This is a genomic window from Blautia sp. BIOML-A1, assembly GCF_009883055.1.
GTDB lineage: Bacteria > Bacillota > Clostridia > Lachnospirales > Lachnospiraceae > Blautia_A.
The window spans coordinates 26,959-41,138 of record NZ_WWVR01000030.1; the positions used below are offsets into that span (position 1 = coordinate 26,959).

The 14,180-nt window shown below is 43.8% G+C and carries 10 protein-coding genes and 1 tRNA gene; 4 read left to right on the forward strand and 7 right to left on the reverse strand.

Features of this window, described 5'->3' with window-relative positions; translation table 11 throughout:
• Window positions 1-16 precede the first annotated feature (16 nt).
• Together GT674_RS12675 and purF are read right to left on the reverse strand one after the other, a co-directional pair.
• The gene (locus tag GT674_RS12675; RefSeq protein WP_161286042.1) at window positions 17-1,654 is read right to left on the reverse strand and encodes a CTP synthase; all 1,638 of its coding nucleotides are present in this window, start codon (window positions 1,652-1,654) and stop codon (window positions 17-19) included.
• 216 nt (window positions 1,655-1,870) lie between these two features.
• Complete coding sequence (purF, locus tag GT674_RS12680) at window positions 1,871-3,280, reverse strand: amidophosphoribosyltransferase (protein WP_161286043.1); 1,410 nt, start codon at window positions 3,278-3,280, stop codon at window positions 1,871-1,873.
• A gap of 305 nt (window positions 3,281-3,585) precedes the next feature.
• On the opposite strand from purF, the gene GT674_RS12685 reads away from it, so the two are divergent.
• Window positions 3,586-5,697, forward strand: coding sequence for a glutamine synthetase III family protein (locus tag GT674_RS12685; RefSeq protein WP_161286044.1), 2,112 nt, complete (start codon window positions 3,586-3,588; stop codon window positions 5,695-5,697).
• 247 nt (window positions 5,698-5,944) lie between these two features.
• Window positions 5,945-7,687, forward strand: a complete 1,743-nt coding sequence (locus GT674_RS12690) for an ammonium transporter (RefSeq protein WP_161286045.1) — start codon at window positions 5,945-5,947, stop codon at window positions 7,685-7,687.
• 244 nt (window positions 7,688-7,931) lie between these two features.
• Here GT674_RS12690 and GT674_RS12695 read toward each other — a convergent pair whose 3' ends face one another.
• Window positions 7,932-8,585, reverse strand: a complete 654-nt coding sequence (locus GT674_RS12695; protein ID WP_161286051.1) for a trimeric intracellular cation channel family protein — start codon at window positions 8,583-8,585, stop codon at window positions 7,932-7,934.
• A 225-nt stretch (window positions 8,586-8,810) separates the two neighbouring features.
• On the opposite strand from GT674_RS12695, the gene GT674_RS12700 reads away from it, so the two are divergent.
• A complete protein-coding gene (locus GT674_RS12700; RefSeq protein ID WP_161286046.1) occupies window positions 8,811-9,773 on the forward strand; it encodes a P1 family peptidase in 963 nt (320 codons plus the stop codon).
• 143 nt (window positions 9,774-9,916) lie between these two features.
• Here GT674_RS12700 and ttdB read toward each other — a convergent pair whose 3' ends face one another.
• The 3 genes from ttdB to GT674_RS12715 form a co-directional block, all read right to left on the reverse strand.
• Window positions 9,917-10,543, reverse strand: a complete 627-nt coding sequence (gene ttdB / locus GT674_RS12705; protein WP_161286047.1) for a L(+)-tartrate dehydratase subunit beta — start codon at window positions 10,541-10,543, stop codon at window positions 9,917-9,919.
• On the reverse strand, window positions 10,543-11,442 hold the full coding sequence (ttdA, locus tag GT674_RS12710) for a L(+)-tartrate dehydratase subunit alpha (protein ID WP_161286048.1): 900 nt from the start codon (window positions 11,440-11,442) through the stop codon (window positions 10,543-10,545). The genes ttdB and ttdA overlap by 1 nt, the downstream gene beginning before the upstream one ends.
• An 88-nt stretch (window positions 11,443-11,530) precedes the next feature.
• Window positions 11,531-12,796: an SLC13 family permease gene (locus GT674_RS12715; RefSeq protein WP_161286049.1), complete on the reverse strand. Its 1,266-nt coding sequence runs from the start codon at window positions 12,794-12,796 to the stop codon at window positions 11,531-11,533.
• Window positions 12,797-13,051: 255 nt separating this feature from the next.
• On the opposite strand from GT674_RS12715, the gene GT674_RS12720 reads away from it, so the two are divergent.
• A complete protein-coding gene (locus GT674_RS12720) occupies window positions 13,052-13,918 on the forward strand; it encodes a LysR family transcriptional regulator (RefSeq protein WP_161286050.1) in 867 nt (288 codons plus the stop codon).
• 59 nt (window positions 13,919-13,977) lie between these two features.
• Here GT674_RS12720 and GT674_RS12725 read toward each other — a convergent pair.
• Window positions 13,978-14,048: transfer RNA gene (locus GT674_RS12725), tRNA-Trp, on the reverse strand.
• Window positions 14,049-14,180 lie beyond the last annotated feature (132 nt).

Below are 14,180 nucleotides of genomic sequence, written 5' to 3' on the forward strand. Positions count from 1 at the left end.
TATCATAATATTACTTCTATTCTTTATTTAACTGATTCCTGCTTTCCTTCTCTTTCGCGTATTCCTTCGCCGCTTTTACGAAGCCACGGAATAAAGGATGTGCATGATTCGGTCTTGATTTGAACTCCGGATGTCCCTGCGTTCCCTCATAAAATGGATGATCTTTGACTTCGATCATCTCTACGATATGTCCGTCAGGGGAAGTTCCCGCGATCATCATGCCCTTTGCAGACAGTTCTTCACGAAATGCGTTGTTGACCTCATAGCGATGTCTGTGACGTTCCTGGATCTCTTTCTTTCCAAACAGCTCCAGTGCTTTGGAATTATCTGCAAGAACACAGGGATAACTTCCAAGTCTTAAGGTTCCTCCAAGATCTTCAACACTCTCCTGATCCGGCATCAGTGCGATCACAGGATGTTTCGTAGCCGGATCAAGTTCTATACTGTTGGCATCCTCATATCCCAGCACATGACGGGCAAATTCTACGATCGCCATCTGCATTCCAAGGCAGATGCCAAGGTACGGGATTTTGTGAACACGGGCATACTGTGCTGCCAGGATCATTCCTTCGGTACCTCTGTTTCCAAATCCTCCCGGAACCAGGATACCATCCACCTTGTGAAGCATCTGATCCAGATTTTTCTCATTTAATTCCTCGGAATCTACCCAGGTCAGTTCTACCTTTGCTCTGCAGGAAATGCCACCATGCTTCAGTGCTTCTACAACACTTAAGTAAGCGTCATGCAGCTGCGTGTATTTTCCTACCATGGCAATGTTTACTGTGGCTTCCGGGTTTCTCAGATCGTTGACCATCTCCATCCACTCTGTAAGATCCGGTTTGCGGTTCTCCAGTCTCAAAGATTCCAGAACCACATCGGCCAGTTTTTCTCTCTCCATGGCAAGAGGAGCTTCATATAAATATTCAACATCAAGGTTCTGTAATACATGACTCACCGGAACATTGCAGAACAGTGCGATTTTACTCTTAATCTCATCGGTCAGCGGATGCTCGCTTCTGCATACCAGAACATCCGGCTGGATTCCCATTCCCTGCAGTTCCTTGACGCTTGCCTGTGTCGGCTTGGTCTTCATTTCTTCGGAAGCCTTCAGATACGGGATCAGGGTAACATGGATCAGGATCGCATTGTCATGTCCGACATCATGCTGGAACTGACGGATGGATTCCAGGAAAGGCTGGCTCTCAATATCTCCGACCGTTCCGCCGACCTCAATGATCGCGATTCTTTCTTCTGATGAAGATTTGGCACGATAGAAACGACTCTTGATCTCATTGGTAATATGAGGAATAACCTGTACGGTTCCTCCGCCAAAATCTCCATGACGCTCTTTCTGAAGTACAGACCAGTATATCTTACCGGTTGTCACGTTGGAATTTTTATCCAGACTTTCATCGATAAATCTCTCATAATGACCAAGATCCAGGTCTGTCTCCGTACCGTCATCGGTTACAAAAACTTCTCCATGCTGGATCGGATTCATTGTTCCCGGATCAATATTGATATAGGGATCAAACTTCTGCATGGTCACCTGATAACCCCGGGCCTTTAAAAGTCTTCCAAGTGATGCTGCCGTGATGCCTTTTCCAAGACCTGATACAACACCGCCTGTAACAAAAACATATTTTACTGACATTGTGATTTCCTCCTCCATCTGCCTTACACATAAAATATCTGAAAAATCAAAGGCGCCAGAAGCAGATAAGGGCACTTTCCCCTATCAGCCTCTGACGCCTTTGTCAGACACAACTTTAAATATGTGCATTACTATATCTTATTTTTGACTTTTTGTAAATATGTAATTTTTACATAAATCGATTTTTTTTGCACTTTCTGCAAAAAAGTCACAAGATCAGCAGCCACAGTCAATCTTCTTATTAAGTTCCGCCTCCACATCCAGAGGATAATTTCCATCGAAACATGCCTTGCACAGAGGAAGTCCCCCTGCCATTCCCTCCAGGAATTCGCTCTGCATATATCCGAGGGAATCTGCACCGATCATCTCACGGATTTCCTCCGTACTGTGACTGGATGCGATCAGCTGGTCGTTGGACGGCACATCTGTTCCGAAATAACAAGGATGAAGGAACGGTGGTGAACTGATGCGTACATGCACCTCCAGTGCTCCTGCTTTCTTGAGCATACGGATCAGGTTTGCGATCGTAGTTCCTCTTACGATAGAGTCATCTACCAGAACAATCCTCTTACCTTTTACTGCTGATTCCAGAACACTCAGCTTCAGATGGACACTGGATTCTCTTTCCTTCTGGGTAGGTTTGATGAAGGTTCTTCCAATGTAACTGTTCTTATAAAAAGCAAAACCAAACGGAATACCGGATTCTTCAGAGAATCCCTTGGCTGCCGGGATTCCGGATTCCGGTACACCAGTGACAAGATCTGCGTCTACCGGATAGGATCTGGCAAGAGATTTACCGCCGCGGATACGCGCATCATAAATCTTTACTCCATCCATCTCGCTGTCCAGTCTTGCAAAATAAATATATTCAAACACGCAATGGGCATGCTTTCCACCAGCAAGTTCCTTGTTGGATTCAACACCATTTCTGGAGATCGTGACCATCTCACCCGGTTCAATGTCCCTTACAAACTCAGCACCAACAGAAGTCAATGCACAGCTCTCAGATGCAAGCACATAAGCATTGCCCCTCTTTCCAAGACAGAGCGGCTTAAGTCCCAGCGGATCACGCACACCGATCAGTTTACGGGGACTCATGATCACCAGTGCATAGGCACCCTTTAATTTACGGGCAGTTTTAAGTACTGCTTCCTCTACAGTTTTGGAATGTACACGCTCTCTTGCTACATGAAATGCGATTACTTCTGAATCTGTAGTCGTATGGAAAATCGCACCATTCTGGATCAGCTCCCATTTCAGTTCCGGGGTATTGATAAGGTTTCCATTATGAGCAAGTGCAAGCGTTCCCTTTATATAGGACAATACAAGAGGCTGTGCATTCTCAGCCACTGACGCTCCTGTTGTTGAATATCGTACATGGCCGATGCCGAGATCTCCCTCCATATTACGGATGGTATCCTCGCGAAGGACCTCACTTACCAGTCCTAAATCCTTATGGAACTGGATATTCCCTCTTTCTCCCTCCGTGCGGGAAACTGCAAGTCCGCAGGACTCCTGTCCACGGTGCTGAAGTGAAGTAAGTCCATAATAAATGGATGGAACCACATTACCTCCATCCAGATCATACATTCCGAATACGCCGCAGGCTTCCTTTAATTCTGCCATCAGAATTTCCTCCAATTCTTATATTCAAATGCTTTCCGAAGTACTTTTTACACTGCAATTATAATGGAAGAAAGCGATTTGTCAACCCTTGTCCTTTCAAAAAAGCATACAAATAAATTCATCTGTCCAAACAAAAAATTTGAATTTTTTTCGAAAAAAATTATTGACATCCTGATTTTTTTGTGTATACTACATCACATAAGCAACGGCGCTTTGGATGATAATTCCAAGGCGCCTTTTTTGTTTATCTGAAGATTTTATTTGAAAAAATTTAGATTAATGGAGAGTTGAAAGGAGATTTTATTATGGCACAGAGCATTCCTGAAATCTACGGCAGCCTTGTTTTTAACGACAAGATCATGCGTGAAAAATTACCGAAAGACATGTACAAGGCACTGAAAAAAACAATTGAGAACGGTACACATCTCGAACTTGATGTTGCCAACTCTGTTGCAGTTGCCATGAAAGAATGGGCACTTGATCATGGAGCTACCCATTATACTCACTGGTTCCAGCCAATGACAAACTTCACCGCAGAAAAACATGACAGCTTCATCTCCCCGACAGGTGACGGACAGGTGATCATGGAGTTCTCCGGCAAAGAACTTGTAAAAGGTGAACCGGATGCATCCAGTTTCCCGTCAGGCGGTCTTCGTGCTACTTTCGAAGCCAGAGGATATACCGCATGGGATCCTACTTCACCGGCATTTATCAAGGATCGTACCCTTTATATTCCAACTGCATTCTGCTCCTACAGCGGAGAAGCACTGGACAAAAAGACTCCTCTTCTTCGTTCCATGGACAGTCTGAGTAAAGAAGCACTCAAGGTTCTTCGTCTTCTCGGAAACACAGATGTAAAACATATTGATACTACTGTAGGACCGGAACAGGAATACTTCCTGGTGGACAAAGACCTCTATAATAAGAGAAAAGACCTGATCTTCTGCGGACGTACTCTGATCGGTGCTCCGGCTCCAAAGGGACAGGAAATGGAAGATCATTACTTCGGAACTCTGAAGCCTCGTGTATCTGCCTATATGCATGATCTGGACGAAGAACTCTGGAAACTTGGCATCCCGGCAAAGACAAAACACAACGAGGTTGCTCCTGCTCAGCACGAACTGGCTCCTGTATTTGATACAACAAACGTGGCTGTCGACCACAACCAGCTTACTATGGAAATCATGAAAAAAGTAGCTGCCAAACACAATATGGTATGCCTGCTTCATGAAAAACCATTCGAAGGAATCAACGGAAGTGGTAAACATAACAACTGGTCCATGAGCACAAACACAGGTGTAAACCTTCTCGATCCAGGCAAAACACCTGCCGAAAACACACAGTTTCTGGTATTCCTTGTAGCAGTTATCAAAGCAGTTGATGATTATGCAGATCTTCTTCGTATCTCTGTTGCAAGTGCCGGAAATGATCACCGTCTTGGTGCAAATGAAGCTCCACCGGCAGTCGTTTCTATCTTCCTTGGAGATGAACTTACAGAGGTTCTCAAGGCTATTGAAAACGATGAATTCTTTGTCGGACATGGTGCCGTTCAGATGGATATCGGTGCAAAGGTTCTTCCTCATTTTGTGAAAGACAATACCGACAGAAACCGTACTTCACCATTTGCATTTACCGGAAACAAGTTCGAATTCCGTATGCTTGGATCATCTTCTTCCGTAGCAAATCCGAATATCATTCTCAATACTGCAGTTGCTGAAGTCTTAAGACAGTTCTATGATGAACTCAAAGATGTTGCTGCAGATGAAATGGAAAAAGCAGTCCATGAACTGCTCAAAAAGACCATTTCCGAACATAAACGTATCATCTTTAACGGCAATGGTTATACAGATGAATGGCTCGCAGAGGCAGAAAAACGTGGGCTTTACAACCTGGTATCCACTCCGGATGCACTGCCGCATTTCGTTGATGAAAAGAATGAAAAGCTTCTCATCGACCATCATATCTTTACACATGCAGAGCTTCATTCCCGTTATGAGATCAAGCTTGAGAACTATGTAAAGACACTTCATATCGAGGCAGGTACTCTGGTTGAGATCATCCAGAAAGATCTTCTTCCGGCAGTTACTACATACATGGAAAAACTTGCTCAGACTGCTGCCCTTAAGAAGTCTGTCGTTCCAGATATCTCCGTATCCACAGAAGCCAAACTTCTTACAAAACTGACAGAGCTTTCTGAGGCAATGATCAAGGATCTTGACAGACTGAAAGAAGATACGGCAATGGCTGAATACGAAGTCGACAAAAATCTGCTCAAGAGTGCAAAACTCTATCAGAGTGTCGTACTTGACGATATGGAAAAAGTCCGTGTTTCCGCTGATGCAGCAGAAGCTCTGATCCCGGATGATATTCTTCCATATCCTACTTATGGAAAACTGTTATTCTCTATCTCTGACTGAGATAAAGGAATTCAGTTATAACAATTTCACACTGGTAAAACCAGGGGATATCTTATAAAACATGAATCCTTCATAATTCATTATCGATTTCCTCATCCATCCATTAATCACACGATACGGATATCCCCTGTTTTACATATACTGATTCGTAAAGGCGCGAAAATGATGAAATTTCATTCTCGTGCCTTTTTTGAATACTGATACTATACTAACTTAGTCAACTTTTTAGGGAAAGAGAGGTAACTTTATGGACTATTCATCAGTAAACACAATCTGGGTACTTTTGGGTGCCGCACTCGTTTTCTTTATGCAGGCTGGTTTTGCAATGGTAGAAACTGGTTTCACCAGAGCAAAGAATGCCGGTAACATTATCATGAAAAACCTTATGGACTTCTGCATCGGTACTCCTACTTTCTGGATCGTCGGATTCGGAATCATGTTTGGAGCCGGAAACGGATTCTTCGGAAGAATCGGAGGAATCGCTTCAGAAGCAAACTATGGATCTTCTATGCTTCCTGACGGAGTTCCGTTCTGGGCATTTCTTATCTTCCAGACCGTATTCTGTGCAACCTCCGCTACGATCGTATCCGGAGCCATGGCAGAACGTACTAAATTTTCTTCTTATTGTATTTACAGCTTCCTGATCAGCCTGATCGTCTATCCTGTGTCCGGTCACTGGATCTGGGGCGGCGGTTTCATCAGCCAGATGGGATTCCACGATTTTGCAGGTTCCTGTGCAGTACATATGGTCGGCGGTGTCGCAGCATTTATCGGTGCGATCATCCTCGGACCTCGTATCGGTAAATATTCAAAGAGTGGCAAATCTAAAGCCATTCCGGGACATAACCTTACTGTCGGTGCCTTAGGTGTATTTATCCTCTGGTTCTGCTGGTTCGGATTTAACGGTGCTTCCACTGTCAGCATGGAAGGGGATGCCATCGTAACTGCAGGTAAAATTTTTGTGACTACAAACCTTGCTGCTGCTGTTGCAACAGTAACTGTACTTATCATCACATGGGTGAGATACAAAAAACCTGATGTTTCCATGTCCCTCAACGGATCTCTTGCAGGTCTGGTTGCCATCACAGCAGGATGTGATACCGTTTCTCCTGCATCCTCAGCCATCATTGGTATTATTGCAGGCTTCATTGTTGTATTTGGTATTGAATTTATTGACAAAGTTCTCAAGGTCGATGACCCGGTCGGTGCCGTTGGTGTTCATGGTTTAAACGGTGCTTTTGGTACTCTCGCTGTTGGTCTTTTCTCTGACGGAACAGGTACAGACTGGAAAGGTCTTCTGGCCGGCGGCGGCTTCCACGGATTTGGCGTACAGTTTATCGGCATGATCATCACCATCGCATGGGTTGCTGTTACTATGACAATTATCTTCCAGGTGATCAAACATACAGTTGGTCTTCGTGTAACTGCAGAGGAAGAGATCGAAGGTCTGGACTCCAAAGAACATGGTCTTACAAGTGCCTATGACGGATTTGTTGTACATGACACAATGACTGTACCTGCTCCTATGGGTGTTGCAAAAACCGCTCCTTCTGCAAATACTTCTGCAAATGTTGCTCCTGCCGAGGTTGCAGCTACTGTTCCAGAGCTCCCGAAGGAAGGTGTACATAAACTGACAAAGGTTGTCATCATTACCCGTCAGAGCAAGCTGGAAGAATTTATGCATGCAATGAATGAGATCGGTGTCACCGGTATCACGATCACAAACGTTATGGGATGCGGTGTACAGAAGGGTTCACGTTCCTACTACCGTGGTGTCGAGATGGATATGAACCTTCTGCCGAAGATCAAAATTGAAATCGTAGTCAGTCTTGTTCCGGTAAGAACCGTTATCGAAACAGCCAAGAAAACTCTTCATACCGGTCAGTACGGTGATGGTAAAGTCTTCGTATACGACATCGAAAATGTTGTCAAGATCCGTACCGGTGAAGAAGGATTTGAAGCACTTCAGGATACTCAGCCACTGGAATAAACTTCCCCTGGCCGTATCAATAGATTTATTGATTTTCCTCAAAAAAACAGCTCTTCTTTTTCTGTGTAGAAGAGCTGTTTTTTTGTCTGTTTTCGTAACTATTCAGAAGGTAGTATCCCGCGAGGCGTTTTGGCATGTTTTTTGCCAAAATCCCGAGACATATAAGGCAAAATGCCATCACCGAAGGTGATTTGGAATGCATTTTGACTCGTAACTGTGAGGGTACTGAACAGTTACCTGTTTTCTATTCTTCTCTTGTAAGCTTCGGAAGGTTCCAGCGGTAATGTGCTGCCAGATAACGGATCAGAACCACCACTGCAGAAGCTCCCACCATTGCTGCCACCGCACCGGAGTGCCGGTACAGGATAACGCAGACGATTGCACCGACGATCGAGGCACAGGCATAGATGTGACGCACCAGAATATATGGCGGGACACCTGCCATAACATCGCGAAGAAGCCCTCCCCCGACTCCTGTGACGGTACCAAGGAACACCAGAAGGAACGTATATTCCATGTAGCCATGAGAAATTCCTGTGTTCACCCCTACAACTGTAAAAATCCCAAGTCCGATCGAGTCCATGACCAGCATAACCTTGTCATAGGTTTCTCTGTTATGCCCCTGCAGAAGCTCCTTCTTAAGATACAGGATCGTAAAAACAATACAGGATGTGATCATTGCCACGATCGTATAGACCGGATGCTGGAACATGGCCGGCGGCACGATTCCGAGGATCACATCACGGACAGCACCTCCTCCGACTGCTGTTGTAACACCAAGCACGATCACCCCAAAAATATCCATCGCCCGGTCCACCGCAACCATTGCACCAGATGCCGCAAAGGCGACCGTCCCGACCATTTCCATCATAAATGTAATAAGCTGCTGATAATCCATAACTTCCCTCTCCCCCAATTTCTGCCTTATCATATCTTTCGGGTAACTCATCACAGAAACTCCTTCGATACATTATTTCCATTATACTATACTTTCTTATTCTTGCAATTTAATATTACAAAATTTTTTATACTGTGAAATTTTTTTGGCATCCATATTTTGACTGATCTGTGCTAAAATATAAACCAGATTCAGATTCTATTTTACAGATCATGGAGGATTGTCATGCAAGTTATCAGTATAAAAGATTTTTCAGAAATCCGGATTGGAAATGCGCAGAATATCACTGGTGGGACAGGCTGCACCGTTATCTTAAGTGAAAACGAAATGTGTGCCGGACTGGATGTACGCGGCGGCGGTCCTGCTTCAAGAGAGAGTGAACTTCTCAAGCCTCTTGCCAGTGCCCAGGAAATCCATGCCGTACTTCTTGGTGGAGGCAGTGCCTTCGGTCTGGATGCAGCCGGTGGAGTCATGCAGTTTCTGGAAGAAAAAGGGATTGGTTTTGATGTCGGTGTGACCAGAGTACCGCTTGTCTGTCAGTCGGATATTTTTGACCTGACTGTAGCTGATCCTCACTGCCGTCCGGATCAGGCAATGGGATATAAGGCCTGTGAGAATGCCTATCTCAACAATTATCAGGACGGAAATTTCGGGGCAGGTACCGGAGCAACTGTCGGCAAATTCAGAGGAATGGATTTCTGCATGAAATCCGGCATCGGAAGCTATGCGCTGCAGATTGGTGAACTGAAGGTCGGTGCCATCGTCGTTGTAAATGCCCTTGGCGATATCTGTGACTATCATAACGGACAGATCGTCGCAGGCATGCTCTGTGATGACCGGAAATCTTTTGCAGATTCATCAAAACTTCTCTATCAGTCCTTTGAAGTCCATGAAAACAAATTTACCGGAAATACCACGATCGGTGCCATCATCACCAATGCACAGTTTGACAAGAGCCGTCTCTGCAAGATTGCCTCGATGGCACACAATGGTTATGCCCGTTCCATCCGTCCGGTACACACCTCTGCGGACGGCGACAGTATCTACGCTCTTTCTGTCGGAAATGTATCCGCAGACTGTGATATGGTCGGCACACTCGCCGCTGATGTCATGTCAGAAGCGATTCTTGCAGCTGTCAGAAGCGCAGAAACTGCCTACGGTTATCCTGCCGTCAGAGATCTGTTATAAACAACTATTGTAACGACTTTTCTTTTCACTGAACGCTATAATACTATAGAAAGCCATACAAAAGGATCATGGCAGTAATCCTTCTGTATGGCCTTACTATGGCAAAATTTTGATTTACTAAGTATGTTTTTGATTCACAGGGTTTATTTAATAAAACTTACATGTTTGCAGATTTCTTCTACTGCTTTGTCTTTTCTCTGATTGAAAATAACTTTATTCTCTTCAAAGAGGTTACGTCCTTCTGTATCAATGGATACGATCAGCGGTCCGAATTCTTTGACACGGCAATGCCACAGTGTCTCCGGCATTCCAAGATCTCTCCACTGAGCATCTACGATCTCTTCAACTTCAGTGGCTGCTACAACAGCGTTTCCAGCAGGGAATACACAGTGGATCGCACCGAATTCTTTACATGCACGTTCTGTGTTTTCTTTCATTCCACCTTTACCGATGATGACACGAACGCCTGTCTCCCTTACAAATTCATATTCAAATTTTTCCATACGCATACTGGTTGTCGGTCCTACAGATACCATTTCGAACTTGTCATCTTCCAGCGGACGAATGATCGGACCAGCATGGAAAATAGCTGCATCTCTTACATTTACCGGAAGTTCGCGGCCTTCTTCAACAAGACGTCTGTGTGCAACGTCACGACAGGTTGTCATGCTTCCATTTAAGTATACGATATCTCCTGCATGGATATCTTTCAGATCTTCTGCTGAGATCGGTGTTGTCAGAATTTTCTTTCCATCTTTCATTTCCAGCATTATAAAGTCACCCCCGAATGTGTTGTGATTGTGTAGTTAAGGTCTTTATCAAAAATGATGTGTCCACGTCTGTGGGACCAGCATCCAACATTTACAGCTACTCCGATAGTGGATGGATGTCTTGCTGTGTTTTCAATATGAACACCCATTACGGAGTATTTACCACCCATACCCTGTGGTCCAAGGCCAATTGCATTGATACCGTCTTCGAGCAGTTTTTCCATAGATGCAGCTCTCTCGTTTTCATTGTGGCTTCCAAGTGGTCTCATAAGTGCTTTCTTGGAAAGCAGAGCGGCAGTCTCTACAGATGTTGCAACTCCAACACCTACAAGAAGTGGCGGGCAGGCATTTAAGCCATAAGATGTCATAACATCCATAACAAATTTTGTTACACCTTCATAACCTTCACCTGGCATCAGGACCATAGCTTTTCCCGGAAGAGTACATCCGCCGCCAGCCATGTATGTGTAAATTTCACATTTGTCGCTGTCCGGAACGATGTCCCAGAATACAGTAGGTGTTCCTTTACCAACGTTCTTACCTGTGTTGTACTCATCAAAGGTTTCTACGCTGTTGTGACGAAGAGGTGCTTCAAAAGTAGCTTTGACAACTGCTTCTTTGAGAAGAGCTTCCAGTTCACCGATCAGAGGGAAGTTTGTTCCGCATTTAACCCAGAACTGTAATACACCTGTATCCTGGCAGCTCGGTCTGTTGAGTTCTTTTGCAAGAACCTGGTTTTTCTGCATGGTCTGATAGATGACTTTGGAAAGCGGGCTATCCTCTTTCTCTGCAAGTTCATTGATCTTTTCTTTGATGTCGTCCGGCAGCACTTTACCAATATAGGAAACAAAGTTTGCCATATAAGTGGTAAGCTGCTCTACCTGTTCTTTCTTACCCATTTGTTTGTCCTCCTGGTTGATATAATTTTAAAGTTAATAATTGCGTTTAAATTTCTTTATCATCAAATTCCTTTCACGTTTCTCATTCTCACGGGAAGAATGGAAAAGCGATCGGAAGAATGATCATACTTACAACAGTTGCGATGATGATAAGCGGGAATCCGGATTTTACATAGTCCATAAACTTATATCCGCCTGCACCAACTACCATTGTATTTGCCGGCATTCCAATCGGTGTCGCATATGCACAGGAACCTCCGATCACACATGCCATCAGTACGGCTCTTGGGTCAGCTCCCATTCCCTGTGCGATAGACAGACAGATTGGAACCATAAGAGCGGTTGTCGCTGTGTTTGACATAAAGTTTGTCAGTACGGCACAGAGAATAAATACTACAAAAGTCAGAACATATGGAGATGGATTTTCGCCAAGCGCGCCGATCACTTTTCCTGCGATCAGTTCTCCTGCTCCTGTTTCCTGCAATGCCGCTGCCAGAGAAAGAGTACCTCCGAAAAGGAAAATTGTCTTGAGATCAATGGATTTCAGTGCATCTTTCTCGGAAATAACTCCTGTAATGATCAGAAGCAGTGCTCCGATTCCACCGGAAATACATAATTTAATGCCAATTTTGTCTTCAAAGATCATCGCCAGCAGTGTCAGAACCAGAATGATCAGAGATAACCACTGTTTCCATACTGGAACGTTGCTGAAATCTTTTTCTGTGTTAAAGGCTCCCTCATCTTTTACATCATGATTTGGGAGAAGGCGGTATCCGATAGTCGCATAGAACAGAATACCTGCGATCAGAATTGGTAAACCTACAATTGCATATTCGAAAAATCCGAACTTCATGTCGATTTCCTGAAGTGCACTCTGTGCAATCAGATTTCCCGGTGCTCCGATCAAAGAAAGGTTACCTCCCATGGCAGCTGCAAATACCAGCGGCATCAGAAGACGTGATCTTTTGTATCCGGACTTTGCTGCGATACCGATGACTACCGGAATCAGAACTGCGGCCGTACCTGTATTGGATAACACACCACTCATGAAACCTACGATCACCATAATTGCAATGATCAGCATTCTTTCTGTCTTTGCAAATTTTGTTACAATACCTCCAATCTTGTTTGCCATGCCTGTTTCAAATAATGCCCCACCTACGATGAACATGGAGACAAACAAAATGACATTACTGTCGATGAATCCTGCAAAAGCTGTTTTAACATCCAGAACTCCCGTCACTACAAGACCGATACAGACAATCATGGATGTAACTCCCAGCGGAATCTTTTCAAGTACGAACATGATTACCGCGAACAAGAGAAACAGCAGCGTAATTGTTGATGGACTCATTGCCACACCCTCCTACTTTTTCATTTTGTAACTTTGAGCAATCCCTCGGCCGATTTCATTACTGCTTTGTTATGCGTTTATTATATATGGGATTTTCCATATTGTACATTTATTAAAACATATACACCCATAAGAAAAAGTTATTGAGTTTTTTGTATCAATAACCATTTCTTTTCGTTGCACATCTCATTTCGACATGCTATTATATATGATAATTTTGTAAATCACACTATAAAATATGGAGATCCTTTTATAATGAAATTAACTCAGTTAGAATACTTTTGTGTAGCCGCCAGATACCATAATATCACAAAAGCCGCAAAAGAACTTTTTGTAACCCAGCCTTCTATTTCCAATGCGATCAAGGCTCTGGAAGAAGAATTCGGCGTTAACCTGTTTTTCAGAAATAATAATAAACTGACACTCACACCAGAAGGAGAGATTTTTTATAAGAGTGCCGAGGAACTTCTCGCTCATGCAGACTCGGTAGAATCGGAATTTCACGAATTAAGAAAAAAAGTCACCCCAATACGAATCGGTATCCCTCCCATGCTTGGAACGATTTATCTGCCTGAATTATATCTGTCTCTGAATGAAAGTTTTCCAAATGTAGATCTTCGTCTTTTTGAATTTGGTTCTATCAAGGCATGTAATCTTGTTCTGGAGGAGAAACTGGATATCGCGATCGTCAATGCAGAACAGCCTTCCATTGATAAATGCAATTCACGCATTATTGATACGGAAGACCTGCTTTTCTGTGTCGCGCCAGATCATCCTCTGGCAGGTCAGAAAACTCTTCTTCTCACCATGCTTGCAGATGAGCCGCTGATTCTTTTTAACACAGATTCTGTACAGGTCATGACACTGACCAGACAGTTTAAAGCAGTGGGAGTAAATCCTCATATTATTCTGAACACCAGTCAGATCACAACTCTCATCAATATGGTAAAATCCGGACATATGGGAACTTTTTTGTACCGTTCTATTGTTGAAAAACATCCGGATATTGTCGGGATCCCGGTCATGCCATCTATTGAGCAGCGTATTGGTGTTATATGGAAAAAGGGAAAATATCAGAATACAACTACAGAAAAAGTGATCAAATTCATTGAGAATTTCTGAGAAGAGAACGTGAAAAAAGAACCGAAGACATCTGAAATGTCCTCGGTTCTTTTTAATAGCAGGGGATGAGAGAATCGAACTCCCACCAAAGGTTTTGGAGACCCCTATCATACCATTTGACCAATCCCCTATAAAGATAGTTATCGTATCTTCAAAACCACATACATGTTGACTAAGTAATCGAATCAATTTAACCATGCTTGTTGGTCAAGCCCTCACCCTATTAGTAGCAGTCAGCTCCATACGTTACCGTACTTCCACC